Source organism: Amycolatopsis circi (genome assembly GCF_003385235.1).
Taxonomy (GTDB): domain Bacteria; phylum Actinomycetota; class Actinomycetes; order Mycobacteriales; family Pseudonocardiaceae; genus Amycolatopsis; species Amycolatopsis circi.
In genome coordinates, this window is record NZ_PQIA01000063.1 from 13,235 (window position 1) to 39,587 (window position 26,353).

23 protein-coding genes are annotated in these 26,353 nt (G+C 68.9%); 13 read left to right on the forward strand and 10 right to left on the reverse strand.

Features of this window, described 5'->3' with window-relative positions:
• Window positions 1-54: 54 nt before the first annotated feature.
• From D0D37_RS25040 to D0D37_RS25050, 3 genes are read right to left on the reverse strand one after another with little or no spacing between them, the layout of a single operon-like run.
• The gene (locus D0D37_RS25040; RefSeq protein ID WP_116203009.1) at window positions 55-945 is read right to left on the reverse strand and encodes an ROK family protein; all 891 of its coding nucleotides are present in this window, start codon (window positions 943-945) and stop codon (window positions 55-57) included.
• The gene (locus D0D37_RS25045; RefSeq protein ID WP_116203010.1) at window positions 942-3,818 is read right to left on the reverse strand and encodes a glycosyl hydrolase 2 galactose-binding domain-containing protein; all 2,877 of its coding nucleotides are present in this window, start codon (window positions 3,816-3,818) and stop codon (window positions 942-944) included. The genes D0D37_RS25040 and D0D37_RS25045 overlap by 4 nt, the downstream gene beginning before the upstream one ends.
• Complete coding sequence (locus D0D37_RS25050; protein ID WP_116203011.1) at window positions 3,815-5,251, reverse strand: APC family permease; 1,437 nt, start codon at window positions 5,249-5,251, stop codon at window positions 3,815-3,817. The genes D0D37_RS25045 and D0D37_RS25050 overlap by 4 nt, the downstream gene beginning before the upstream one ends.
• A 484-nt stretch (window positions 5,252-5,735) precedes the next feature.
• On the opposite strand from D0D37_RS25050, the gene D0D37_RS25055 reads away from it, so the two are divergent.
• The 4 genes from D0D37_RS25055 to D0D37_RS25070 all read left to right on the forward strand — a co-directional run bounded on the left by D0D37_RS25055 (window position 5,736) and on the right by D0D37_RS25070 (window position 8,703).
• On the forward strand, window positions 5,736-6,272 hold the full coding sequence (locus tag D0D37_RS25055) for a GNAT family N-acetyltransferase (protein WP_167493568.1): 537 nt from the start codon (window positions 5,736-5,738) through the stop codon (window positions 6,270-6,272).
• A 94-nt stretch (window positions 6,273-6,366) separates the two neighbouring features.
• Window positions 6,367-6,810, forward strand: coding sequence for a GNAT family N-acetyltransferase (locus tag D0D37_RS25060; protein WP_116203013.1), 444 nt, complete (start codon window positions 6,367-6,369; stop codon window positions 6,808-6,810).
• A 102-nt stretch (window positions 6,811-6,912) separates the two neighbouring features.
• Window positions 6,913-7,992, forward strand: a complete 1,080-nt coding sequence (locus tag D0D37_RS25065) for a J domain-containing protein (protein WP_116203014.1) — start codon at window positions 6,913-6,915, stop codon at window positions 7,990-7,992.
• 39 nt (window positions 7,993-8,031) lie between these two features.
• Window positions 8,032-8,703, forward strand: a complete 672-nt coding sequence (locus tag D0D37_RS25070; protein WP_116203015.1) for a DUF998 domain-containing protein — start codon at window positions 8,032-8,034, stop codon at window positions 8,701-8,703.
• Here D0D37_RS25070 and D0D37_RS25075 read toward each other — a convergent pair.
• The 3 genes from D0D37_RS25075 to D0D37_RS25085 all read right to left on the reverse strand — a co-directional run bounded on the left by D0D37_RS25075 (window position 8,624) and on the right by D0D37_RS25085 (window position 11,736).
• Window positions 8,624-9,781: a glycosyltransferase 87 family protein gene (locus tag D0D37_RS25075; RefSeq protein WP_244223662.1), complete on the reverse strand. Its 1,158-nt coding sequence runs from the start codon at window positions 9,779-9,781 to the stop codon at window positions 8,624-8,626. The two genes, D0D37_RS25070 and D0D37_RS25075, sit on opposite strands and share 80 nt — an antisense overlap.
• Before the next feature lie 103 nt (window positions 9,782-9,884).
• The gene (locus D0D37_RS25080; RefSeq protein ID WP_116203016.1) at window positions 9,885-10,547 is read right to left on the reverse strand and encodes a response regulator; all 663 of its coding nucleotides are present in this window, start codon (window positions 10,545-10,547) and stop codon (window positions 9,885-9,887) included.
• 10 nt (window positions 10,548-10,557) lie between these two features.
• A complete protein-coding gene (locus D0D37_RS25085; RefSeq protein WP_162834460.1) occupies window positions 10,558-11,736 on the reverse strand; it encodes a sensor histidine kinase in 1,179 nt (392 codons plus the stop codon).
• 124 nt (window positions 11,737-11,860) lie between these two features.
• Between D0D37_RS25085 and fabG the strand changes: the two genes are divergently transcribed.
• The 7 genes from fabG to D0D37_RS25120 are packed head-to-tail and all read left to right on the forward strand — an operon-like array spanning window position 11,861 to window position 18,217.
• Entirely contained in the window at window positions 11,861-12,631 is a 771-nt protein-coding gene (gene fabG, locus D0D37_RS25090; RefSeq protein ID WP_116203018.1) for a 3-oxoacyl-ACP reductase FabG, read from the forward strand.
• A 5-nt stretch (window positions 12,632-12,636) separates the two neighbouring features.
• Complete coding sequence (locus D0D37_RS25095; protein WP_116203019.1) at window positions 12,637-13,089, forward strand: MaoC family dehydratase; 453 nt, start codon at window positions 12,637-12,639, stop codon at window positions 13,087-13,089.
• A 34-nt stretch (window positions 13,090-13,123) separates the two neighbouring features.
• A complete protein-coding gene (locus D0D37_RS25100) occupies window positions 13,124-14,149 on the forward strand; it encodes a phosphotransferase family protein (protein WP_116203020.1) in 1,026 nt (341 codons plus the stop codon).
• Window positions 14,149-15,372, forward strand: coding sequence for an acyl-CoA dehydrogenase family protein (locus D0D37_RS25105; protein ID WP_116203021.1), 1,224 nt, complete (start codon window positions 14,149-14,151; stop codon window positions 15,370-15,372). Before D0D37_RS25100 ends, D0D37_RS25105 begins: the two co-directional genes overlap by 1 nt.
• Window positions 15,369-16,547, forward strand: a complete 1,179-nt coding sequence (locus D0D37_RS25110; protein WP_116203022.1) for an acyl-CoA dehydrogenase family protein — start codon at window positions 15,369-15,371, stop codon at window positions 16,545-16,547. Before D0D37_RS25105 ends, D0D37_RS25110 begins: the two co-directional genes overlap by 4 nt.
• Complete coding sequence (locus D0D37_RS25115; protein WP_116203023.1) at window positions 16,544-17,638, forward strand: acyl-CoA dehydrogenase family protein; 1,095 nt, start codon at window positions 16,544-16,546, stop codon at window positions 17,636-17,638. The genes D0D37_RS25110 and D0D37_RS25115 overlap by 4 nt, the downstream gene beginning before the upstream one ends.
• Before the next feature lie 36 nt (window positions 17,639-17,674).
• The gene (locus tag D0D37_RS25120; RefSeq protein ID WP_116203024.1) at window positions 17,675-18,217 is read left to right on the forward strand and encodes a GrpB family protein; all 543 of its coding nucleotides are present in this window, start codon (window positions 17,675-17,677) and stop codon (window positions 18,215-18,217) included.
• An 858-nt stretch (window positions 18,218-19,075) separates the two neighbouring features.
• Here the strand turns inward: D0D37_RS25120 and D0D37_RS25125 are convergent.
• From D0D37_RS25125 to D0D37_RS25140, 4 genes are all read right to left on the reverse strand, one after another.
• Window positions 19,076-20,056 (reverse strand): chitinase, encoded by a 981-nt coding sequence (locus D0D37_RS25125; protein WP_208720137.1) that lies wholly within the window; start codon window positions 20,054-20,056, stop codon window positions 19,076-19,078.
• Between the two features lie 204 nt (window positions 20,057-20,260).
• Window positions 20,261-21,571: an MFS transporter gene (locus D0D37_RS25130; protein WP_116203025.1), complete on the reverse strand. Its 1,311-nt coding sequence runs from the start codon at window positions 21,569-21,571 to the stop codon at window positions 20,261-20,263.
• Window positions 21,572-21,625: 54 nt separating this feature from the next.
• Window positions 21,626-22,399 (reverse strand): SDR family oxidoreductase, encoded by a 774-nt coding sequence (locus tag D0D37_RS25135; RefSeq protein WP_116203026.1) that lies wholly within the window; start codon window positions 22,397-22,399, stop codon window positions 21,626-21,628.
• Window positions 22,396-23,148, reverse strand: a complete 753-nt coding sequence (locus tag D0D37_RS25140; protein WP_116203043.1) for an SDR family oxidoreductase — start codon at window positions 23,146-23,148, stop codon at window positions 22,396-22,398. The genes D0D37_RS25135 and D0D37_RS25140 overlap by 4 nt, the downstream gene beginning before the upstream one ends.
• A gap of 215 nt (window positions 23,149-23,363) precedes the next feature.
• On the opposite strand from D0D37_RS25140, the gene D0D37_RS25145 reads away from it, so the two are divergent.
• Together D0D37_RS25145 and D0D37_RS25150 are read left to right on the forward strand one after the other, a co-directional pair.
• Window positions 23,364-23,831, forward strand: a complete 468-nt coding sequence (locus D0D37_RS25145) for a hypothetical protein (protein WP_116203027.1) — start codon at window positions 23,364-23,366, stop codon at window positions 23,829-23,831.
• A complete protein-coding gene (locus D0D37_RS25150; RefSeq protein ID WP_116203028.1) occupies window positions 23,828-24,868 on the forward strand; it encodes a tyrosine-type recombinase/integrase in 1,041 nt (346 codons plus the stop codon). Before D0D37_RS25145 ends, D0D37_RS25150 begins: the two co-directional genes overlap by 4 nt.
• Window positions 24,869-26,353: the final 1,485 nt, after the last annotated feature.

The window sequence follows — 26,353 nt, forward strand, 5'->3', positions numbered from 1 at the left end:
ACTTGGTGCCCGTGACCGGCGAAGCGTCGCAACAACCCCGCCGGTCACGGAGTCTCATTCTTCCCGCAACGCCAGCGCCACCGCGCCCAGCAGCGCGGCGTCCTGATCGAACCGCGCGGGCACCAGTTCCGGTGGGAACGGCACCGCGGCCGTCAGCCGTTCTCGCAGCGCGGGCAGCAGCACATCTGCCGACCGGACCAACCCGCCGCCCACCGCGATTCGCGAAGGGTCGTAGGCGATCGCCAGGTTGGCCACGTGCATGGAAAGCTCGTCCAACGCCGAAGCGACGAGTTCCTTGGCGTCGGGGTTCTCCCGCGCCAGGGCGAACAACTCCCCCGCGGTGACCGGGCGGCCGAGCAGCGCGGTCGCCCGCGTGCCCAGCCACCGGCCTCCGACGGCTTCTTCCAGCGGCGCCGCTCCGCTGGCGAATCCGTCGGCGTCTTGGGGGGTGCGCAGGTTGTATCCGATCTCCCCGGCCGCCCCGTTCGCACCGGTCAGCAACCGGCCTCCGACCAGGACCGCGGCGGCGATGCCGGTGCCCAGCGACAAGAAGACCGCCGGGTCCGCGCCCTTCAACGTTCCCCAGGTCCATTCCGCCAGGGCAGCGGCTTTCGCGTCCGTGCCCACGGCCACCGGAACGGCCGGGAAGGCCGCCGACACCAGTTCGGCCAGGTGGAGTTCTTCCCAGCCGGGCACGTTCGGGGCCAGCAGGATCCGGTCCGGCAGCACGATTCCCGGGCTCACTACCCCGATCGCGGCGATCCGGGCGTCACCGACCAGTTCGGTCGCAGCGGCCAGCGCCCGGGTGACCACCTGTTCGGCACCCGCTTCGGCGTCGGTGTCCAGGCGGCGGGTGGCCCGCAGCGTGCCGGTCCGGTCGGACAGACCCAGCGCCACTTTCGTGCCGCCGAAGTCGATGCCCAGGATCAGGTCTTCCGATGTCACTCGCGGGTCCCCTCGATGACCGGCGGGACAGCGCCCTGGCTGTCCCGGTGCGGACCGGCCGGTACCACGACCCGGCCGGTGTTGAACCCGTCGACGCTGACGGTCGGGGCCGCGCCGCGGAGGTCGGCGGCCCGGTAGCGGACGGTCAGCGTCTGCGACTGGCCCGGCCACAACGTGATGTCGTTGTCGTCCCAGGTCGCGGCTGGCAGCTGCGACCCGTCGGTCGAGCGGCGCAGGTCCGCGCGCAGGAAGAAACTGACCGCGGACGTCTTCGACGGGTTGGCGACCGTGACTGTCGTCGCGGTGTCCGTGCCGTCCGGTCCACGCGACGGACGCGTCGAGGCGGTCACGTTGACCTGCGACTTCGGCAGATCGCGCAGTGCGGTGAGGTCGCTGTACTGGCTCATCGTCGCCTGCGGATTCTGCAGCGTCTTCGCCCAGTCCACGACGTCCTTCTGCGTGGACATCCAGTAGACGTTGCGGTCCACGACCTTCCCGGCCTGCCGCACCTGCAGCTCCACGAAATACACCTGCGCCTTCGCCGGTGCCTTCGTCTCCGCCGGGACCTTCGGCTTCAGCAATCCGGTCGCGACGCCTTGGCTGTCCAGCGAAACCGCCGGTGCGGTCTGGTCGTCGAGCACCTTGCCAGCAGTGTCGTACACCTTGGCCTGTACCGAAATTCCGTGCTGCCGCGCAGCGCCCAGGTTGGACAGCGCGACCGTGCCGGTGTCATAGGTGTACAACGCGTGCAGCGGTTTATTCGCCTTCTGCGCACCGAAATACGCGCCCGGCTGGTCGCCGTCGTTGTTGTACAGCGACCACAGCAGCGTCGGCCAGCCCTTGTTCAGCTGCCAGTACACCACGCCGGTCGACGGGTTCTTCTTGTCGTTGGCGTGCGCGAGGAACGCTTCGAACTGGGAACGGGTGTTCTCGTAGTTCGCGATCTGCGCGGACTCCACATAGGACTCCAGCGAATCCCATTTGCCGTACCGGCGGGCGATCGACTCGTCCAGGGTGTACAGCGTGCCGAACTTGTAGCCACCGTGCCCGGACTCGTAGTTCGCGTGGTACTGGTTGTACGCCGGGTCCTGCCACAGCTTCGCCTGCTCCTCCGGCGACAGGAACCGCCGGAGCGAATCCAGCGTCGGCACGGTGTGCCCGGCGCTCTGCTCGCTGGCGAAACCCCAGGCACCGCCCGCGTTCGTGCGGCTCGAGTCGGTCTTGTCGAAGGTCGACGAGTCGTACCAGTAGGTCGGCGGGACCCAGTCGTACGGGCCTTCCTTCTCCCCTGACGGGCCGAGCGTCTTGGTGCTCTTGTACTCCGCCGACGCGATCACCGGCACGTCCCAGTCGGCGGCCTTGAACGCGCTCAGCGTCTCGGTTTCCTGCCGCGGGATCGGCTCGTTGTCGCTCCAACCGTAGGTGATCACGCTGGGGTGGCTGCGTTCGGCCTGCGCGATCGAGTACGCGGAATCGTGCATGATCCGGTAGTCGCGGTCGGTCAGTTTCTCCGGATGTTCCGGCTGCCAGGCGTCGCAGCAAAGGAATCCGCCGAGCACCAGCAGTCCGGCGCGGTCGGCCTGCTCGTAGAAGTCCGCGGGCATGTCGTGGCCTTCGAGCCGGACGCCGGACAGGCCCAGGTTCTTGATCAGCGCGAGCTGATGTGCGATGTCGGCCTTGTCGTAGCGCAGGAACAGGTCCGGCGCGAAACCGCCGCCGCGGAACACGAAGTCGTGGCCGTTGACCGCGAACTTCCGCGCGCCGTCCGGCAGCGCCGGGGACTTGCCGATCAGCTTCGACGTCACCGTCCGGATCCCGAACGTGTCCGATGACGACGTCGATACCACGCCGCCCTGCGAAACTGTCGTACCCAAGGTGTACAACGGCTGTGCACCCATCGAGTACGGCCACCACACTTGCGGCTTGACGATCTTCAACTGCGGGAACTTCGCGGGCGTGAACGTCACGGTTTGCTTGGCGTGCGCGGGAATCGTGACGTTCTGCTTGACCACGATCGGCGCGCCGCGGCCGGGCGGCGTGACAGTCGCGGTGACCTCGCCGGTCTGCGGCGTGCCCGCGTCATTGGTGACGTCGACCTTCGCGGTCAGCGAGGACGTCGACAGATCCGCCGCGTTGTCCTGCACGACGTGCGCGTTGTCGCCGCTCAGCGCGTCCGACAACTGCAACGTGGGCGGATACTGCAGGCCGGTGTTGTTGTCCGGCACGATCTGCGCCCAGTCGGCCTGGTCGAGCGTGTACATCGAGTTCGGGTCGTTCGGGTACATCTTGACCGCGAGCGTGTTCCTGCCCGGCCGCAGGAGCTTCGTGACGTCGAAGGTGTGGCCCGCGTACGCGCCGCTCACCACGTCCTTGCCCGCGACGAGCGTGCCGTTCACCCACACGTCGCCCTCGCCGACGACGCCCGGGATGGTCAGCTTCGCATTCTTGCCCGGCCGGAAACCGGGGTCGAAATCGGTGCGGAACCACCACGGGTCCATGAACTGCTTCGTGGTGACCGGCCCGCGCTTCGTCTGGTAGCCGAAGCATTTGCGCATGTTGTCCGAATAGAAGACGTTGGCGCACTTGCCGTTTTGCACCAGCGCGTTGATCTCGGTGCCCGGTGCGCCTGCGTCGTCCGGCTTCACCTTCAGCCAGCCGCGCGTCGGGTAACCGGGCTTCGACACCGCTGTGCCGCCGTCCTTGACCTGCGCGGTCGTCAGCACCTGCCAGCCGCCGAGGCCGATCGTCGACGGCCCTTGCGGACGAGACGCCGCCGTTTCCGGCTGCTGCGCGGAAGCGGTGGTCGACACCGCGGTGACCACACCGGGAACGAGGACGAGCGCGGTGATCCCGGCGATCAGCGGTTTCCTCACGACTCCACCCCCGAGACCGGCTGGGCCGCGAACGCTTCGCGGATTTCCTTGGGACCGAACGGCCACACCTTTTCCTTCGAGGCGTAGATCAGGAAGGCGACGACCCCGAGGGCGATCCAGCCGATCGAGAGCCAGATCGAAAGCCAGCTGGCCGATACGTACACATAAACCCAGCCGAGGCACGCGATGATCGTCGGCACCGGGTACAGCACCTGCCGGTAAGGCCGCTTGAGGTGCGGCTGACGGCGGCGCAGCACGACGATCGCCGCGACCTGCGCGAGCGACTGGATGATCACCAGCACGGTGACGGCCGCGTTGATCACGTCAGTCAAGGTGAACAGCGAACCGATCGCGGTGATCGCACCCATCGCGAGCACGCCCGCGGTCGGGAGGTTCAGCTTCGGGTGCAGTTTGCCGAACACCGGCAGGAACACCTTGTCGCGCGCAGCCTCGAACGGCACTCGCGACCCGCCGAGCAGACCGGCGAACACCGAACCGACCGCGGCGATCACGATGAAGACGGTGACGATCTTGGCGGTGACCGAACCCCACGCCTGCTCCAGCACCGAGGACGCCACCGACGTCGCGTTCTTGATCGACTCCAGCGGCTGCGAGCCGAGCACGCCCACCTGGAGCAGGAAGTAGAGCGTCATGATGCCGAGGATGGAGAAGATGATCGAACGCGGGATCGTGCGGCCCGGGTTGCGGACCTCGCCGCCGAGGTACGCGCTCGTGTTGTAGCCGAGGTAGTCGTAGACGGCGATGACCAGGCCCGCGCCGAGGCCGGACCAGAACGAGCCGCCCCAGTTGAAGGCTCCCGGGGTGAAGTCGAACGCCTGGTGCGCGTCGAAGTGCGTGAAGGCCGCGATGATCACCGCGAGAACGGCGAACAGCATGATCAGGAACAGCGCCGTGGTGAGCTTGCTGATCTGGCCGATCCGGCGGAACAGCGCGAGCACGATCAGCACGACGAGGCCGATGCCGATGACCTTGCCCAGCGGGGTGACGCCGCCCGCGTCGGTCACGCCCGGCACCAGATAGCCCAGGTACTGGACCAGCCCGATGATGCCGGTGGACATGATGAGCGGGATGAAGAGCACCGCGCTCCAGGCGAAGAGGAACGGCATCAGCCGGCCCGAGCGGTACTGGAACGCTTCGCGCAGGTAGATGTAGGTGCCGCCGGCCCCGGGCAGCGGGGCGCCCAGCTCGGCCCACACCAGCCCGTCGGCGAGCGCGATGATCGCGCCGATGATCCAGCCGAACATCGCCTGCGGGCCGCCCATGGTCGCGACCATCGCGGGAATGGTGACGAACGGGCCGATCCCGCACATCTGCGTCATGTTGATCGCGGTCGCCTGCAGCGGCCCGATCCGGCGTTCGAGACCGTTCCCCGGAAGGGTCGCGGAGTCCCCCGGGCGGGTGGGTGAGCTCACGTCGTGCCTCCATCCAATAGTTAGTAAAGCTTCTTAACATAAGAAGAACGGGGTGCGGAAGGGCTGCGTCCGGAAAGTTGCCGAAACCGGTGCGGGAGTGGGAGAAGGGGACGGTGGGGCGCGGGTCCGGCGGACCGGGCATCTCCCGGCGCGGGCGGGCGTTCCCGCCGGACGGCACCACCAATGCCAGGGACTCAGGCCGTGCGGCCTCGGCATTGCCCACCGTCCACAAGGACGCCAACCTCGCCGAAACGCCCGCCCCATGCCTCGTGGCCGCTTGCTCGTGTCCGTGAGGGGAACCCTGAGGGACTCAGAGTCCCTCAGGGTTCCCCTCACGGACAGCCGGATCCCGCAGCGCCGCCTTGAGTCCCCGGCATGAGATGGCGCCACGGACCGGGAGGCACCGCCGAAAACCGGCTGACGGGCGGCCCGCCCGGCTGCGAGACTGCTTCCCATCGTCCACCTGGCCGGGAGCCTTCGCCTGATGTCCCAACCGATCTTGCGCACCGAGCGCCTCCGGCTGGCCCCGTTGTCCGCCGGACATCTCGAGCACCTGGTCGAACTCTCCGCCGACCCGGAGGTCATGCGTTATCTGGCCGGGGTGCTGACCCGGGAGCAGGCGGCGGACGAGCTTCGGCGGACCCTCGCGTACGCCGGTGGCGGGATCGGTTGCTGGGCTGGCTTCGTCGATGCCGCTTTCGCCGGTTTCTGGTCCCTGCGCCCCGGCGACGCACCGGGAGAGGCCGAATTGGGATACCGGATGCTTCGCGGCTTTTGGCGCAAGGGACTCGGCAAGGAGGGCGCGCGGGAAATGCTCCGGCACGGGTTCCGCGACGTCGGCCTCGACCGCATCTACGCGAGGACGGCAGCCCGCAACACAGTCTCCCAGGCGACGATGGCTTCCATCGGGCTCAAGCACGTGCGGGACTTCATCGCCGATCCTGAGTACTTCGCCCCGGGAGACGACCTGCACGCGGTTGAGTACGCCGTCGGCCGCGAAGAGTGGCTGGCGAAGAGTTAGCGTGATGTCCCAACCGATCTGAGCGCCTCCGGCTGGTCCCGTTGTCCGCGGACAGCTCGAGCACGAGGTCGAACTTTCCGCCGACCCGGAAGTGATGCGTTACCTGGGCGGCGTGCGCACCCGGGAGCAGTCGGCTGAAGCGCTTCGGAAGCTGCTCGCGAACACCGCTCCGGGCATCGGCTGCTGGGCCGGGTTCGTCGAAGCCGGTTTCGCCGGTTACTGGGCCCTGCGCCCCGGCGACGCACCGGGAGAGGCCGAATTGGGGTACCGGCTGCTTCGCCGGTACTGGCGCAAAGGACTCGCTAAGGAAGGCTCGCTCGAACTGCTCCGGCACGGGTTCCGCGAGGTCGGCCTCGACCGCATCTTCGCCGGGACTGTAGCGGGCAACAAAGCCTCCCAGGCGACGATGGCCTCCATCGGGCTCCGGCACATCCGCGACTTCATCGCCGACGACAACCCCGACTACTTCGCGCCCGGCGACGACCGCCACGCCGTCGAGTACGCCGTCGGCCGCGAGGAGTGGCTAGCCCGAAACTAGCGGAAACACGTTCACTCCGGCGCGCCGCGGAGGCGGATGGCAGTCCGCCCCGGCGACCCCATATCGTTGCGCGGGCAGCCGTCCGGAGGTGGAACCCGAACCGTGCCCGACTACTACGCGGTACTCGGCGTGGGGAAAACCGCGTCCCCCACGGAGATCAAGGCCGCCTACCGTCGGCTGGCCAAGACGCTGCACCCGGACGCGGGCGGCACGGTCGGCACCTTCCAGCTGTTGCGCGAGGCCTACGACACCCTCGCCGACCCCAACGAACGCGCTCGTTACGACGCCGGCGTTCCTGCTGCTTCGGTGCCCAAACCCCGGCCGCGACGGCGATTCGGCGAGCAGCCCGGCTACTGCCCGGAAGCGCCGGACATCGATCCGGAAAGCCTGGAGTGGTGGTCGTTCGCCGCGGCGGACCCGCGGATGCGGCACGGGCGGCGGCGCGGGCCAGGGCATACGCCGGTCGTCGCGGCGATCGCCGGCGCGGTGTTCGTGTTGTTGCCGCTGCTCGCCGGGGTCGACTTCACGCCGCCGGTGCTGATCGTCTGGCTCGCGCTCACCTCGGGCACCGCGCTGCTCGTGCACCGGCTCGCCCGCGGCTTCCTGTCCGCCCGCCGCGCCCGGCACGAGTTCGCCGAGGAATTCGGCGGCAGCGCGGTGTTCGGCTCCCCCGGCGCCGAGTCCGACGAGCTGGCCGAACGGCTCACCGCCGACCTGCTGGAGCGGTACCTGACCCGGTTGCCCGGCGCGCGCATCTTCCATGGTCTCGCGTGGCCCGGTTCGGTGTTCGCCGACGTCGACCACGCGGTGCTGTGCGGGAAACGCCTGGTGCTGGTCGAGTCGAAGCTGTGGCTGCCCGGGCATTACGAGACCGCCGAGGACGGCCGGCTGCTGCGCAACGGGCGCCCGTTCCGCGGCGGCGGCACCCGGCTGGAAGAAAGCCTCGACCGCTACCGCGAACTGCTGCCCGGCGTCGCGCTGCGCGGCGCGATGATCGTGTACCCCAGCCGCGACGGCGAGGTCACCACCGCCGAACCGGACGGCGAACCCGGTCCGCCGATGACGCCGGAGCAGTTCCTGCACGAGATCGGCGGCTGGCTGTCCGCCGAACCGTCCACTGTGGACCACAACGCGCTGCGCACGGTGCGCGCGCAGGTCACCGGGTCCGGCCGGGCGGCCTGACTCACCGGGGACATATCCGGCGCGTGTCACTCTGAGTACATGACAACCGTGTCCGCGGACCGCCGCCCCGCCGTGTTCGCGCTCGCCGGGATCACCGCGCTCGCTCTCGGCGCCGTGCTGATGCTGCTGTTGCAGGTGGTGCCGCCGACCGACGAGATCAGCGCGACCTGGCGGACCATCAGCGAATACGGGCTGTCGGACCACAAGTGGGTGTTCGATCTGGCTGTCGTGCTGGTCGCGGCCGGTTCGGCGGTCACGCTCGCGGTGCTGCGGCTGCAGGGACGGCTGCCGGTGCTCGCGGCGGTGTTCGGAGCGTTCTGGACAGGCGGTTTGCTGGTGATCGTCGCGTTCCCGAAGACCGACTGGGCCAACGCAGCGGCTTCCGGAGCGGGCGGCACGCTGCACCGGATCGCCAGTGTCGTCGCCTTCGTCTGCCTCCCGCTCGCAGTGCTCATCTCGGCGCGCACGGCCTTTCCGGACGCACCGCGCCGCCGGTTCCTCGCCCGCGCGCTCGCCGTGGCGTCGCTCGCGTGGTTCGCGGTGATCCTCGGCGCGGTCGCTGTCGCCACGCTGACTGACCAACGCTGGTGGCTGCTCATTCCGCTCGGCCTTGTCGAACGCGGGATGGCGCTCACCGAACTTGTCGCGCTGGCCGCACTAGCCGCTCCCGCACGGCAAGCGGCCCCCGTCCCCGAGCCAGCCGGACGATGAGCACCGCGCCTACGGCCAACGCGCTCAGCACATAGGCGTTGCCGAGCACCGTCTCCACCGGATTCCACGACAGTTCTCGGTGCCCGCCCTCGGGAACCACGGCCAGCGCGACTCCGCTGAAAACCGCTCCGGCGCAGATCAACGCGACCCGTCTGCCGGAAAGGAGACCGACCAGCGGCACTGCCCAAATCCAGTGGTGCGTCCACGAAAGCGGGCTTACCAGTAGCCCGCACCCAGCCGTCACGAGGAGCGCGGCTCGCGGGTCGCCGCGCCGGTGGAAGTCGCGGACCAGCAGCGCACCCGCCAGCAGGCACAGCGCGGCCGCCGCCGCGTACCAGCCGAGCGAGGTCGCGCCGAACCTCGCGAACATCCCGTGCAGGGACTGGTCGAGCACCCAGTCGACGGCTCCGGCGTTGCGGTTGTCCAGCATGGCCGAGGTCCAGTACCGGATCGAGTCCCCCGGCAGGATCAGCGCCCCGGCCGCGCTCGCCCCGAGGAAGGTCGCCAGCGCGCGCCACGCGTCGGCGCGGCGGCCGGTCAGGAACAGGTACGGGACGAAAATCAGCGGGGTCAGCTTCACCGCCGCGGCCAGTCCGATCAGCATCCCGCCGGATCTGCGGTCGCGGACCGGCAGCGCGTCCAGCACCACCAGGGCCATCAGCACGCCGTTGATCTGGCCCAGCGAAATCATCCGCCATACGGGTTCCAGCACCGGCAGGAGACAGAGCGTCAGGAGTGGGCGCTCGCGGGCGAAGCGACGCGACACCGACCAGAGCGCGAGCACCGAGCCGACCGCGAGCAGCAACCACGCGAAGTGCGCCGGAAGCGCGGCCAGCGGCAGGAACAGCAACGCCGCGCTCGGCGGGTACGTGAAAGGCAGTTCCAGCGCGGACTTCGGGTCGAGCGCCAGCAAGGGCTCGTAGAGCGGCTGTCCGCGCAGCACGGCCAGCGCACCGGCGCGGTACACGGCACTGTCCACCCCGAGCGGTGCGCCGCCGACCCAGCGGACGACGGCAATCCCGGTCAGCGCGGCGATCGCCGCCGCCAGCCCCAGGACAATCTTTTTCTCTTGGCGCACCAGGGAAAACTAGGGAGACCGGCGCCTCGGAATCGTCGGTCCGCGGAGCGGTCTTCGCCTGCTCCCCCGGTAGCGTGCCCGCGCGGCGGGTGCTACCGGCGTATCACTGGCCCGGCACCACGAACTTCGCCTCGTAGGCCAGCACCACCGCCTGTGCGCGGTCGCGGACCCCGAGCTTGCCCAGCACCCGGCTGACGTGCGTCTTGGCGGTCTGCTCCGCGATCACCAGCTGCCTCGCGATGTCCGCGTTGGACAGTCCGCGCGCGATCAGCCGCAGCACTTCGAGTTCGCGCGCGGTCAGCTCGGACAGCCTGCCGACGTCCTGGGCCGGCGGCCGCGTCCCGGCGAACCCCTCGATCACCCGGCGGGTCACCGCGGGCGCGAACAGCGCGTTGCCCGCGGCCACCATCCGGACCGCGACGACCAGGTCGTCCAGCGGGGAGTCCTTCAACAGGAATCCGCTGGCGCCGGCGCCGAGCGCGCCGTAGACGTACTCGTCCGCGTCGAACGTGGTCAGCACGAGCACCCGCGGCCCGGGGTCCCGGCCGTCGCCGAGGATGAGCCGGGTCGCGGCCAGCCCGTCGAGGTCCGGCATCCGGATGTCCATCAGCACCAGGTCCGGGCGCAGCGCACGGCACGCGGCCACCGCCTCGGTCCCGGTGGCCGCTTCGCCGGTCACCTCGATGTCCGGCTGGGCGTCCAGCACCGCGCGAAAGCTCTGCCGGACCATGGTCTGGTCGTCGGCGATCACCACCGTCACCGCCATGGCTTTCCCCCTAGTCGAGCGGAACGGTCACGACGACGGCGAACCCGCCGCCGTCCCTTCGTCCCGCGGAAAACGTACCGCCGAGCGCTGCCGCGCGTTCCCGCATCCCGAGCAGCCCGTGTTTCTCCCGGCCCGCCGTGTCCTCCGGGGCGCTCGCGACGGCACCGGTGTCCTGCACGACGAGCCGCAGCTGTCCCGGATCGACGTGCACGGCAACCTCGATCGGCGCGCCGGGAGCGTGCCGCACCGCGTTGCTGAGCCCTTCCTGGACGATCCGGTAGGCCGACAACCCGACTCCCTCGGGCAAGCGTCGACAATCCCCGCGCAGTTCGAACCGCACGTCGGTGCCCGCCGCGCGGACCCGTTCCACCAGCTGTCCGATCTGCTCGGCTCCGGGCTGGGGCTCGGTTTCGCTGCCGGTCTGCCCGGCGCGCAGCAGGCCGAGCAGCCTGCGCATTTCGGTCATCCCGTTGCGGGCGGTGTCCTGGATCGACTGGAACTCCTCGCGCAGCCCGTCGTCGAGGCCGGGGAACCGGTAGCGGGCGGAGTCCGCGCGCATGGCCAGCACCGACATGTGGTGCGCGACCACGTCGTGCAGCTCGCGGGCGATCCGGGTCCTCTCCTCCAGCACCGCCCGGCGGGTGGACTCCGCCTCGAGGTCGCGTTCGGCGCCGCGCAGCCGCGAAACCAGCCAGCCGAACGCCAGCGGCACCGCGAGCAGCACGGAGATCACGACCAGTTCGCCGCCCACGTTCGCCAGCAGGGCGCTGACCCCGGTGGAGATCAGCCAGACCCACGCCAGCACGCCCGGCCGGTGGTTGCGGCCGACCGCGGCGAGCACCGGGATCGCCGCGAACGCGAGGCCTTCGCTCCACGGCCAGCCGAACCGGGCGTGGATCCCGTAAAGCTGATCCGCGCAGCCCACGACGACGATCAGCACCCGCCAGGCCCACAGCGGACGGACCAGGGTGAGCCCGACCGCGAACATGGTCAACGCGGCCGCCAGCACCCGCGCGCCCTCGTTCGCGCGGTCGGCGGGAAAGAACGCGAGCACTCCGGCGACGACCGCCGCGAACCCGATCAGCGCCTGGTGCGTGCGGCCGGGCGCGACAACCGGGCCGCCGCCTCCGGCGACCGCCTGACCCAGCGCGCGTCCCGCCGCGGCGAAATGCGCGCTCGTGCTCTTCATCGGCGGCGATCCTACTCGTCCGGGCCGACATTCCGGCCGCACGCGGCGAACCGCCCTTCCGAGGTCTCGCGAAATTCTCGTACTAAGCGTACGCTTAGCGCGCTGCCGAACCGCTTTCTCGACGATGAGGAGATCCCCCGTGACCGCTTCCCGTGTGGCCATCGTGACCGGCGCCGGCCGTGGCATCGGCGCCGCCGTAGCCCGCCGCCTCGCTTCCGACGGGTTCGCCGTCGGCCTGCTGGACCTCGACGAGGCCGGGGTGAAACAAGGCGCGGAGGCGATCGTCGCCGACGGCGGCCGCGCGGTCGGCGTCGCGCTGGACGTCAGCGACGCCGGGCAGGTCGAAGCCGCGGTCACCCGCGTGGCCGAGGAACTCGGCGCGCCGACCGTGCTGATCAACAACGCCGGCATCACCCGCGACAACCTGCTGTTCAAGATGACCGAACAGGACTGGGACTCGGTGCTGAACGTGCACCTGCGCGGTTCGTTCCTGATGACCCGCGAGGTGCAGAAGTACCAGACGCAGGAGAAGTGGGGCCGGATCGTCAACCTGTCCAGCACCTCGGCGCTGGGCAACCGCGGGCAGGTCAACTACTCCGCGGCCAAGGCGGGCATGCAGGGCTTCACCAAGACGCTGGCGATCGAACTGGGCAAGTTCGGCGTCACCGCCAACGCGATCGCGCCCGGGTTCATCGCCACCGACATGACCGCGGCGACCGCCGAGCGCGTCGGCATGAGCTTCGAGGACTTCAAGGCCGCGGCCGCGTCGCAGATCCCGGTGCAGCGCGTCGGCACGCCCGAGGACATCGCGAACGTCGCGTCGTTCCTGGTCAGCGAGGGCGCGGGATTCGTGTCCGGCCAGGTCATCTACGTCGCCGGCGGACCGAAGGACTGATCGCGATGCGCGTGTTCTCCGATGTCGCCGAACTCGCCGAAGCGGTCGGCAAGCCCCTGGGCACGAGCGAATGGCACACCGTCTCCCAGGAGCAGGTGCAGCTGTTCGCCGACGCCACCGGCGACCACCAGTGGATCCACCTCGACGCCGAAAAGGCCGCCGCGGGCCCGTTCGGCACGACGATCGCGCACGGGTTCCTCACGCTGTCGCTGATCCCGGCGTTCCTGCCGGAGATCTACCGGGTCGACGGCTTGAAGATGGGCATCAACTACGGCCTCAACAAGGTGCGCTTCCCGCAGCCGGTGAAGGTGGGCTCGCGGGTGCGCGGGACCGCCGATCTGGTCGAACTGACCGACGTGCCCGGCGGCAAGCAGGCCGTCGTGCGCTGGACCGTCGAGATCGAGGGCGAGGACAAACCCGCCTGCGTCGCCGAGATGGTTTCCCGGCTCATCCTCTGAACCCCTTGACCCCGCATGAACTGGAGTCCTTCCGATGACCGAAACCGACCCGCCCGGCCTCGATCTCGCGAGGCTGCGCGCCCATCTCGACCGCGAGCGGCCCGGGCTCGTCTCCGGCGCGCTCGCCGCGGACGTGGTGCAGGGCGGGCGGTCCAACCTCACCTATCTCGTCACCGACGGCACGCGGCGCTGGGTCGTGCGCCGTCCGCCGCTCGGGCACGTCCTGCCGACCGCGCACGACATGCGGCGCGAGTTCCGCGTGATGAGCGGGCTGGCCGGAACTCCGGTGCCGGTGCCGGAAACCGTTCTGCTGTGCGAGGACGCGGACGTGCTCGGCGCGCAGTTCTACGTGATGGAGTTCGTCGAGGGCACGCCGTACCGGACCGCGGAGGAGCTGGAGCAGCTCGGCCCGCGGCGGACGAGGGCGATCGCCGATTCGCTGGTGGACACGCTCGTCGACCTGCACGCGGTCGATCCGGAAGCGGTCGGGCTCGGCGATTTCGGCCGTCCGGACGGCTTTCTGGAACGGCAGCTGCGGCGGTGGAAGAAGCAGCTCGACGGTTCGCGCAGCCGCGACCTCCCGGGCGCGGACCGGCTGCACGACCAGCTCGCCGCGGCGATCCCGACGTCCGGCCCGCCCGCGATCGTGCACGGCGACTACCGGCTGGACAACGTGCTCGTCGACGGCGAAGACCGGATCACCGCGGTGCTGGACTGGGAGATGTCCACGCTCGGCGATCCGCTCACCGACCTCGGCCTGATGATCACCTACGCGCAGCGGGACCAGCTGTCGCTGCCAATGGTGTCCAACGCCAGCAGCGCGCCCGGCTACCCGGACACCGACGAGACGATCGCCCGCTACGCACAGCGTTCCGGCCGCGATCTGTCCGCGTTGAACTGGTACGTGAGCTTCGCGTACTTCAAGCTCGCGGTGATCCTCGAGGGCATCTACTTCCGTTTCCAGCAAGGCAAAACCGTCGGCGAGGGCTTCGACCAGATCGGCGCCGCCGTCGCCCCCCTGATCGAGCAGGGCAGCAAGACGCTCACCAAGGAGAACTGATGGACTTCGCGTTCGACGCCCGTACCGAGGAACTGCGCGGGCAGCTGCTCGAATTCATGGATTCGCACGTCTACCCCGCCGAGGCCGTTTTCCACGAGCAACTGGCCGCGCGCACCGATCCGTGGTCCCCGCCGCCGATCGTCGACGAGCTGAAGGCCGAAGCACGCAAGCGCGGGCTGTGGAACTTCTTCCTGCCCGGCGACCACGGCGCGGGGCTCACCAACCTGCAGTACGCGCCGCTCGCCGAGATCACCGGCCGCAGCCCGCATCTCGCGCCCGCCGCGGTGAACTGCGCCGCGCCGGACACCGGGAACATGGAAGTGCTGACCATGTTCGGCACCGAGCAGCAGAAGAAGCAGTGGCTGGAACCGTTGCTGGCCGGGGAGATCCGCTCCGCGTTCGCGATGACCGAACCCGACGTGGCGTCCTCGGACGCGCGCAACATCGCGACGAGCATCCGCCGCGAGGGCGACGAGTACGTCGTCAACGGGCGCAAGTGGTACATCACCGGCGCGATGAACCCGAACTGCAAGATCTTCATCGTGATGGGCAAGACCGATCCGGACGCGCCCGCGCACAAGCAGCAGAGCATGATCCTGGTCCCGCGCGACACGCCGGGGCTGACCGTCGTGCGCGGCATGCAGGTGTTCGGCTACGCCGACGGCGACCACGGCGGGCACGCCGAGGTGCTGTTCGAGGACGTGCGGGTCCCCGCGGAGAACCTGATCGCCGACGAGGGTTCCGGGTTCGCCATCGCGCAGGCCCGCCTCGGCCCCGGCCGCATCCACCACTGCATGCGCGCGATCGGCATGGCGGAGCGCGCGCTGGAGGCGATGTGCCGCCGCACGTTGTCGCGCGAGACGTTCGGCCGTCCGATCGCCGACGCCGGCGTGGTGCAGGACTGGATCGCCGAGGCGCGCGTGCGGATCGAGCAGCAGCGGTTGCTGGTGCTGAAGACCGCGTGGCTGATGGACACCGTCGGCAACCAGGGCGCGCACACCGAAATCCAGGCGATCAAGATTTCGACTCCGCTGGCCGTCGAATGGATTCTGGACAAGGCGATCCAGGCCCACGGCGCGGGCGGCGTTTCGCAGGACTTCCCGCTGGCGGAGATTTGGGCCGGGGTGCGCACGCTGCGGCTCGCCGACGGTCCGGACGAGGTGCACAAGCGTTCGCTGGCGCGGCGCGAGCTGAAGAAGTACCGGACGGAGGCGGGCAAGTGACCGCCGAGGAACTGCGGGCGCAGGTCGCCGCTTTCCTTGCCTCGCACGACCCGGCGGAGTTGTCCACTTTGGACTTTCTGCGGGCTCGCTTCGACGCCGGGCTCGCCTGGGTGCACTTCCCCGAAGGCCTTGGCGGACAGGGTGCTCCGCGTGCGCTGCAGGGCGAGGTCGAGGCCGCTTTCGCCGCGGCCGGCGCGCCGGACAACAACCCGCGCCGCATCCTGATCGGGCTCGGCATGGCCGCGCCGACGATCCTCGCGTTCGGCACCGACGAGCAGAAGAAGCGCTACCTCCGTCCACTGTGGACCGGCGAGGAGGTGTGGTGCCAGCTGTTCAGCGAACCGGGCGCCGGCTCCGACCTCGCCGCGCTGGCCACCCGCGCGGTCCGCGACGGCGACGACTGGGTCGTGACCGGGCAGAAGGTGTGGACGTCCAGCGCGCATCTCGCGCAATGGGCCATCCTCGTCACCCGCACCGACCCGGACGTGCCGAAACACCAGGGCATGACGTACTTCCTGTGCGACATGACGGCGCCCGGCGTCGAGGTCCGGCCGCTGCGGCAGATCACCGGCGAGGCGGAGTTCAACGAGGTTTTCCTGACCGAGGTGCGGATTCCGGACTCGCAGCGGATCGGCGCGGTCGGCGAGGGCTGGAAGGTCGCGCAGACCACGCTGATGAACGAGCGCGTCGCGATCGGCGGCACCGCGATGCCGCGCGAGGGCGGCATGATCGGGCTCGTCGCGAAGACCTGGCGGGACCGTCCCGAACTGCGCACGCCGGAACTGCGCGACCGGCTCGTGCAGCACTGGGTCGAAGCCGAATCGCTGCGGCTGGCCGGAGAACGGCAGCGGCAGCAGCTCGCGGTGGGCGCGCCCGGTCCGGAGGGTTCGGCGATGAAGGTGGCGTTCGCCGAGCTGAACCAGGAGCTGTCCGGCCTTGAGCTGGAACTGCTCGGCGAAGAGGGCCTGCGCTACGAGGACTGGACGATGCGCCGTCCGGAACAGGTCGACTTCTTCGGCCGCGACGCCGGGTACCGGTACTTGCGCGCCAAGGGAAACTCGATCGAGGGCGGTACCTCGGAGGTGCTGCGGAACATCATCTCCGAACGCGTGCTGGGGCTGCCGTCCGAGCCGCGGGTGGACAAGGACGTCGCCTGGAAGGACCTGCCGCGATGAGCACGCCGGACCTGCTGTACTCGGACGTGGAAGAGGATCTGCGGTCCTCGGTGCGGGCCCTGCTGACCGACCGGGCCGGGCCGACTGCCCTGCTTGCGCGGGTCGAGACGGACACGCCGTACGACCTTGCGCTGTGGAAGACCTTGGCCGCCGACCTCGGCACCGCTGGGCTGATGGTGCCGGAATCCCTTGGCGGACACGGGGCTTCGACGCGCGAGGTCGCGGTCGTCATGGAGGAACTGGGCCGGAGCGTCGCGCCGGTGCCTTACCTGGGCAGTGCAGTACTCGCGACTGCCGCCTTGCTCGCCGCGGGCTCGGACCTGCTCCCCCAGCTGGCTTCGGGTTCGGTCATCGGCGCTTTGGCGGTGCCGTTGTCGACTGCTCCGGGTTCCGCTTTCCCTGCCACTGTTGAGTTTCTTGACGGAACATTGACCGGGCGAGTGTCCACAGTGGTCGATGCTTCGGTCGCCGATCTGCTGATCGTTCCGGCTGTCGGTCCTGATGGCCCTGGCCTTTACGCCGTGGACGCTTCCGCGGCGACCGTGACCGAGGCCGTGTCGCTGGACCTGACGCGCCGGGTTGCCGACGTGACGCTGGATTCCGCTGCGGCACAGGTGATTTGCACTGGTTCGGCCGCTGCGGAGGCGTTGGAGTCTGCTTTGACCACCGCCGCTGGGTTGCTGGCTTCGGAGCAGACCGGGATCACCGAGTGGGCGCTGACCGAGACCGTGACGTACCTGAAGGGGCGGTACCAATTCGGCCGTCCGGTCGGGGGTTTTCAGTCGCTGAAGCACCGGCTGGCGAATCTGTACACGGAACTGGTGAACGCACGGGCGACGGCTCGGTACGCGGCGGATGCGCTGGCGACCGGGAACGACGTGCCGATCGCGGTGGCGGTCGCGCAGGCGCGGGTGTCGCCGATCGCGGTGCACGCGGCGGAGGAAGCGGTGCAGCTGCACGGCGGGATCGGGATGACGTGGGAACACCCGGCGCATCTTTATCTCAAGCGGGCCAAGAGCGACCAGATCGCTTTCGGCACGCCGGGGCGGCATCGGGCTCGGCTGGCTGATCTGGTGGATCTGCCTGCTTGAGGTTTTTTGTCGGTGGCCGGGGTTACGGTGGCTGGCATGTCCGTCACCCCGGATTGGGCCGATGAACGGCCGGAAATCCAGCCCCCGGATCCGACGTGGGCGTCGCGGGGCTCCGCACTGTGCGCGGAACTCTCGCGACTGCTCGCGCCGTGGCTCGCCCGTGGGGAAGTAGAGCACGTCGGCTCGACGGCGGTGCCCAGTTTGGCAGCCAAACCGGTGCTCGACGTGATGGCACCGATGCGGGATCTGTCCACGGAGACGGTCTCGGCGGTGGTGCCGGTGCTTTCCGCGCGTGGGTGGTGTTTCGTGCCGCCGGAGCTGGATGTTGCGGCACCTTGGCGACGGTTTTTCGTGCTGCCGGATGCGGAGGGGCAGCGTCGGGTGGCGCATCTGCATCTGCTGCCGGAGGGACATCCACGGTGGCGGGCGCAGTTGCAGTTCCGGGACGCGCTACGGGCGGATCCTGGGTTGGCGGCGGAGTACGCCGAGGTGAAGCGACGGCTGGCTCGGGAGGTGACTGATCGGGAGGAGTACACGGCGGGGAAAACGGACTTCGTACGGCGAGTGCTGGGCGGGTGACGTCTGAGCCTGACGTTTCGGGACGAATGATCCGGTGCCAGAGATCGAGAATCCCGTCGGCCAGTTACCGGGTCGACGCGGCCGCGCGGGTCCGGCTGGTTGCTTCCCTGCGCCGAGCATCAAGAACCGGCCTTGTCGCTCCGGCCGCAGTGAAACCGGGCGCGGTCGCTCCCCCACCACGCGACCGTGCCCGGCCTCTGCGTACCCAGACCCCGGCTCTCCACCGGGGTCTGGAACTCTCGGCAATCGCCGCGGCCTGACGGCACCAACCCAGCCATGGATCACTCCCCTGGACCGACGGCGCTACCCGGATCGGCCTGGCCCGACGAGACCCACCGATCCGGCTCAGACCCGACTCGCTCCCGGATCCGCCCCTGCCTCGTTCGAGGCTCCCCTGCAGCGCAGCGCCCGGTCGCGCGGCAGGTGGCGACGAGGCCGCACCCCTCGGAACGGCGGCCTCGTCGCCAAGCTCGAGCGCGGACTCAGGCCGGGTCAGATCAGTCCCCCGCCAGGACGGCCCAGACCGGCCCGGTCAGCCCGGTCCAGCCCGGTCCAGTCCGGTCGGCCCGGTCTGGTCCCGTCGGCCCGGTCTGGTCCCGTCAGCCCGGTCCCGGTCCGGTCAGCCCAGTCCGGTCCCGTCAGCCCGGTCCCCGTCCGGTCAGCCCAGTCCGGTCCAGTCGGCCCGGTCCCGGTCCGGTCAGCCCAGTCCGGTCCAGTCGGCCCGGTCCCCGTCCGGTCAGCCCAGTCCGGTCCGGTCGGCCCGGTCCCCGCCCGGTCGGCCCGGTCTGGTCCCGTCAGCCCGGTCCCGGTCCAGTCAGCCCGGTCCCGGTCCCGTCAGCCCAGTCAGGTCCGGCCGAATCAGCCGTGATATCCGGCCACGATCTTCGTGAACGCGTACTTCGGCTGGGAGATTCCGCTGCACTCTCCGCCGCCCGAGCAGTCTCGGTTCGCGGCCCAGAAGGTGAAGCGGCCGAGGTGGTGGCCGGCTGCGTAGTCGCGGATCGCGGTGAAGTCCGCGACCGAGACGACCTCGCCGGGGTTGTCCGTCTTGCCGTTCATCGACGACAGGCCCGCGTGCCGGTACGCCGTGGCGCTGTCCCAGCCGAACGTCGACTTCAACTGTCCCGCGAGACCGTCCACCGCGGACTTCGTCTTGCCCGCCATGTCGCCGCCGCTGGAGAAGTCGAACGGCATCACCGACCACACGTCCACCGGCGCGCCGATCGCCTTCGCCTGCTTGATCAGCCGCTTGCCCCAGTCGTTCGGGCCGGACGTTTCGGTCCCGATCGTGATCACGACGCGCACACCCGGGTTTTTCTGCTTCGTGATCTTGACCGCGTTCAGAATCCGGTCCTGGACGGTCGCGTTCTCGAACTCGTCGGTGTTCTCGATGTCGAGGTCGATCGCCTTCAGGCCGTACGCGTCGATCACCTTCTGGTACGCCCCCGCGAGCGCCGTCGCCGACGAGCACTTCGCGCCCAGCTTCGTGCCGGACCAGCCGCCGAAGGACGGGACGACGTCGCCGCCCGCGTCGCGGATGCTCTTGATCAGGGTTTTGTCCGAGCCGGTCAGCGAACGGTCGCCGTCCCACTTCGGGTTGCACGAACCGTCCGACAGCATGAACGCGAGCGTGAACGTCTTGATCCCGGTCGCGGACATCGCCGCCGACGCGCTGGTCTGCCCCGCCCACTGGTACAGGTACGGCGAAGCGAGAACCGGGTCCGGAGCCGCCGCGAGCTGCGGGGCGGACGCGGGCGCGGCGGTGGCCACCCCGGCCGCCGTCGCGAGAGCCGCCCCTGCCGCCGCCGCGAGCGCGGCCAGCCGACGCACTGATTTCATCGTGTTCCTCCCACGAGCACCACGGAACACCTCCGGTTTGAGGCGGCGGGATCAACCCGGGAGGAGTGCACCCGGAAGGGTGCCGTCACACACTGGACTAGACCAAATCAGCGTGTCAAGAGCCGCAGCCCGAACGGCGCACCGGGCCGGAAAAGGCACGCCCGGGCCAGGTTTGTCCCCCGCCCGGGTGGGGTGCACAGTGGATCAGGGCTGCCGGGCCTCCTCGCCGAGCCCGTCGGAGAAGTCGTGGTCCCGGGTCTCCGGCAGCGCCAGGACGCACAGGAAACTGAGTATCCCGAGCACGACCAGGACCAGGGAAACCGGCACCGTCGAACCGGTCGACGCCCAGAGGTTGGTCGAGATCAACGGCACGATCCCGCCGCCGATCACCCCGGCGACGCTGTACGCGATCGACGCGCCCGAATACCGGTACCGCACCCGGAACAGCTCCGGCAGAAACGCCCCCATCGGCCCGTACAGCATCGCGAAACACGCCAAGCCGCCGACGAAGCCGAGCGTCAGCAGCACCGGGTTTCCCGTCTGCAGCAAGGCGAACAGCGGAAACGCCCACACCACAACGGACACCGCGGCTGCCGCGCTCAGCCGTCGGCGGCCCCATTGGTCGGACTTCATCGCGAACACCAAGGTCGCCACGCCCATTACCGTGGCCGCGATGAGGAGGCTGATCAGGACAGTCGTGCGCGGGATGCCGAGCGCAGTTGTCGCCATCGAAAGACAAAACGTCGTGACGGTATAGAAAAGCGCGTGTGCGAGCACGAACGACAACGTCGACAGCACCAAGACTCGTGGCTGTTTCCGAAGAAGTTCGAACAACGGAACCTTCGCTTGTTCGGCCTTGTCCAAAGCAGCCTGGAAAACCGGCGTCTCGGCGATCTTGATCCGGATGTAAAACCCGACTGCCAGCAGAACCGCGGAGAACAGGAACGGCAGCCGCCAGCCCCAGGCAAGGAATGCGGCTGGCGGGAGCACCGCGTCCAGCACCAGGAACAGCAAGTTGCCGAGCACGAACCCGATGGCCGGGCCGAGCTGCGGGAACGCCGAGTACAGCCCGCGTTTGCCCGGCGGCGCGTACTCCGTCGACATCAGCACCGCGCCGCCCCATTCGCCGCCGAGGCCGATGCCCTGCACGAAACGCAGCACCACCAGCAGAATCGGCGACCAGAGGCCGAGCGTGCCGTAGTCCGGCACCAGCCCGACGGCCACTGTGGACAGTCCCATCACCAGCAGCGACGTGACCAGCATCGACTTGCGGCCGATCCGGTCGCCCCAGTGTCCGAAAAGGATCGCGCCGACCGGACGGGCGACGAATCCCACCGCGAAGGTGCCGAGCGAGGCCAGCACCCCGGCGGTCGAGGAAAACGTCGGAAAGAAGACCTTCCCGAACACCAGCGCCGCCGCGGTCCCGTAGATGTAGAAATCGTAGAACTCGATGGCGGTGCCGATGAAACTGGCGGTGGCGATGCGCGACATGTCGGCTCGCGCGGGTGCGGTCATTCCGGCTCCTTGTTCTCCCCTGCGGCCCCGTGCCGCCCAGGGGAGAATATCGGGTCACGCGTCGCCGGGCAGCTCCTCCATTTTCCGCTGCAGCTTGTTCATCCCGCCGAGCCAGCGGTCGGTTTCGGTGGCGCGCAAGGCATAGAAGTCGGCGACCTCGGCGTGCGGCAGCACCAAGAACCGGTCCTCGGCCATGGCGGCGAACAACGCGTCGGCCACCTGCGGCGGGTCGATCGCGGTCGCGCCCATGAGCAGTTTGCCGCGCTCACCGGTCTCCTCCAGCATCGCGGTGCGGACGCCCTGCGGGCAGATCGCCTGCACGGTGATCCCACGGTGCCGATACGTTGCCGACAGCCATTCCGCGAACGCCAGCGCGCCGTGTTTGGTCACCGAATACGGTGCCGAGCCGAGGCTGGTGAGCACGCCCGCCGCGGACACCGTCGCGACGAACCGGCCCTCGCCGCGCTCCAGCCACGCCGGCAGCAGCAACCGGGCCGCGCGGACATGCGCCATCACGTTCACGTCCCACGCCAGCGACCACGCGTCCTCGTCCGCGTTGGCGTCACCGAACGGCGCGACCCCGGCGTTGGCACAGAAAACGTCGATCTCACCGAGCGTTTCGCGGGCGGAGCCGATCAGGTCAGCCACGCCGGATTCGCTTGCCACGTCACCAGCGAACGCCGTACCGCCGACCTCCGCCGCGACTTCGGCCGCACGGTCACCGTCAAGATCCGCGACGACCACGCGAGCACCGTCCGCTGCGAACCGCCGCGCTAATGCCGCCCCGATCCCGCCGCCGCCACCGGTGATGACGACCCCGGCGCTCACAGACCGCCGCCGAGCGTCACGCCGCCGTCGAGAACGACCGTCTGCCCGGTCATCCAGCCCGCCTCATTGGACAGCAGGAACGCCACCGCACCGGCGATGTCCTCCGGCACGCCGAGCCGCTTCATCGGATACGCCGCCGCGACTTCTTCCTCGCGACCCTCGTAAAGCGCGGTCGCGAACTGCGTTTTGACCACCGCCGGAGCCACCGCGTTCACCCGGATCTTCGGACCGAGTTCGCCGCCGAGTTCCTGGGTGAGCCGGATCAGCGCGGCCTTGCTGACGCCGTACATGCCGATGCCCGGCGAGGTGCGGATGCCCGCGATCGACGCGACGTTGACCACCGACCCGCCGTGCTCGCCCATCCACGCGTCCCGCGCGACGCGGATCCACGACAGCGGCGCGACCACGTTGACCGCGAAGATCTTGCTCGCCGCGGCCGGGTCGATGTCCACCATCGGGCCGTAAACCGGGTTGATGCCGGTGTTGTTGACCAGCATGTCGAGACTGCCGAACTTCTCGACCGCGGCGGCGACCGCCTCCTGCTGGTGCACGGCGTCGTCGGCCTTGCCGGGCACCGCGACCGCGACGTCCGGCCCGCCGAGCAGCTCGACGGCCTCAGCGAGCGGCTCCGGCTTGCGCGCCGTGATGACCACCTTCGCCCCGCGCTCGACAAGCCCCTTCGCGATAGCCAGCCCGATCCCCCGGCTGGCCCCGGTGACCAGGGCAACGCGATCCTTGAACGACTCCACCACACCGTCTCCTTGTCCGCCGCTGGACAGCCACCGCTAAGCGGTTGCTTACCGCAGAATATCGGTGATACGTCCCCACGCAACCTCGAGCCGCTGCCTCGACCGTCACAACACACGGAGTAGCCGCCGATCCAACCCTGCGTATTCACGAAAGTTCGTCAGGGCACGCCTGACGAACACTGCTGGGCATCAAGGCCAGACTCACAGGTGGTCGGATGCCTGAGCCTCGACTCACTCCGCTGATCCCGCCCGCGAGGGCATGCGCGACCGGCTCGGGCATAACCTCTGCGCCGTCACCGGCAGCGCTGCCGACGATCCACGCTCGTCTTCCCGAAGCCGCGTGGAGTTACACGATCGCCCGGATCGACCGATCCGGGCGCCTCGCCGAGCGAAGGCTCCTGCACACGCTCGAGTGGAGTGCGGGCACGAGGCTGTCCGTCGCGTCGCGCGACGACACGGCGGTCGTTGTCCGCCGCGACCCGGAGGGGGCTTTCGCCGTAATCGGCGGGCCCCGCGTGAAGGTGCCCGCTGGGTTGCGGTCGCGGTGCGAAATACGCACCGGCGATCCTCTGCTGCTGGCCGCCAGCCGTTCCGCGGATCTGCTCCTGATCTATCCCATGCCGCTCGTCGAACAGCTTCTCTCCGAAACGAATCAGCGCTTCTTCCCCGGGGAGCTGGCATGACTGGGCCCGACCGCTCCGTCGACATCGTCACTGCCGCAAAGGCGCTCTTGGCGACCATGGGAGTCTCGCCGAAGGACCTCGCCGACCTTGGCACCAGACCAAAGGAAATGCCGACTTTCACGCAATACGTGCCGAAGGTTCTGAAAGCCGCATCAGCCAGTTCCCGGGAAATGTGGGCCGTCTACCTGGACGTCGCAAAAGCCGAGTGGCCCACTCGGCTCATCGACGAGCCGACTGCGTCGGAAATCATGAATCTCTCGATCGAAGTGCAGGAACGATCGGCGCTTCGCCCCAACTCACGGGACGGCCTCGGCGCACGAGCGAACTTCATCGATGCGATCAAATTCCTCTACCGGTGCGCTGTCGCCGATCGCCTGATTCCCCAAGAGGATAACCCGGCACGAGACCTGCGCCGGCCGGCAAAACAGAAAAGCACTCGACGGCCGCTGACAACAGCGCAGCTTTCCGAAATCAACGAGGTCGCCGCCACGACCGGCGTCGACCCGGCATTGACCACGCTGATCATCCGGCTCCACATCGAAACCGCGTGCCGGCGAGGCGGTTCGAAAGCCTTGCGCCCCTGCGACCTCGATGCCAAACAACTCACCGTCCGCCTGAGAGAGAAGGGAAACACCGTGCGCGACCAGCCAGTATCGCCGAGCCTGATGGACGCGCTCATTGCCCACGAGCGCTACCGGGCCCCAGACCACGACAGGACCGCACAATTGCTCCGCCATCGCAACGGAAGGCCGATTCCGATCACCTACTACGACCAGATCTGGAAGCGAATCGGCCACATCCTTCCGTGGGTTTCGACTTTGGGAGTCACCTCGCACTGGCTCCGGTACACGACGCTCACGTGGGTCGAACGCAACTTCGGCTACGCCGTGGCCGCTGCTTACGCGGGCCACGTCCAAGCCAGCACCCGAACGGGCAACACCTTGACCTATGTCAGCGCAACCATCGAGGAAGTCGCGGCTGCACTCGTTGCACTCACCGGCGAACCGCATCCGCTAGCGGCGAATGGACCACAGTAGCGCGCGTTAAGCACGGCCGACACAGGCCCGCCTGCGACCCTCCGACACGGGATCGGAGGGTCGCAGGTTCAAATCCTGTCCCGACCGATAGGGGCTGGACCTGCGGGTTCAGCCCTTTTTCGTGCCGCCGGACGCGGCCCGGGAGCTAGCACAGCGCTCAGCGACACTCCTATTGGAGGATTTTCACATGCGCACCCGAGCCCTGACTCTCGCCCCGCCGGCCTGGTAGGCGTCGATCAACGAGTGGGCACCGCGACCGGCAAAGCCCTCGGCCGCTGCCTCCGCGTCCGCGCGCACCGCCCCTATGCCGACACCACTACCAGACTGTGGCTCAGCAACCATCGCCGAAGCACGCCGCTCTCGCCGAACGGCATCAAGATCATGCTCCGCAGGCGGGGCAACGCCGCAGACGCCCACGGCGTGGTCGGCCGCAATCTTCACGCGCACCTCGGCCGGCACTTCCAGTCCCACACCTTCCTCAAGTCCGGCGGCAGCGAAGGCGACCTAATGCTGCTCAACGGGTGGACGACCGCACAGATGGCCGGAGGTACGGAGCCAGCGCCGCCGCCGAACGGGCCTACGAAGCCGCCAGGAAGATCCGGGTCGGGGACGCGCTCTGAACCAAAGGCAAGCATCCTCAGAACACGGGCAAGCAGATGCAAACAGGTGACCTGACGTAAACTAGCGGCCATAACCGCACTGAAAATTCCATACAGAAGACCTGACCGATGCAGAAGCAGTCAACGGCCAAGGAACTTCCGACGACATCGCAACACGAATAGCACGTCGAGAATTTACCGGCATCACCGGCGAGGCCAGAATTTCCGACAAGCTTCGACTATTTCATTGCCACCGTGGCGTATCCTAATACCGTGCGCAGTCCGTCCCCTGCTCATGAAACATCCAAACCCGCCGAGGCGCGGCCATTGCGACCCTGCCCCGCGTGCGGCAGCATCCTCCTGGCCTCGTCTCGCCGCGACGCGGTCTACTGCAGCGACGCGTGCCGCGGCCGACATTGGCGCTGGACCCAACGCAGCCGGCGACGCGTATCGGCGCTCCGCGAAGAGCAACGCGAACGGCAGACTTGCCCCGAATGCGGATCGACCTGGATTGCGGGACTCGATCGCAGGACCGGAGCACAATACTGTTCGCATCGCTGCCGGACGCGCGCTTGGCGCAGGAGCCGTTCGCCTCAAACGTCACGGTGACACCTGCCGACAACGGATCATCATACCCACTCTGACCTGCGAAAACATTCCTTGCGAGGCCATCGGCACAGGTGCATACTGACGCCGCCGAACACCCTTCCGCCCCGTCAGTGCACGCCCTCGCCGCACGACGAAGTGCGGAGACCGGACACCATCCGCGTGAGGAGACGACATGGCAGGCAAGGTCGGAGACGTCACCAAACAGCGATACCGAGAACTCGTCCGAACCGGCAGGACACTGATCCGGCAAAAGTCCGAGATCCAATTCCAACTCGGC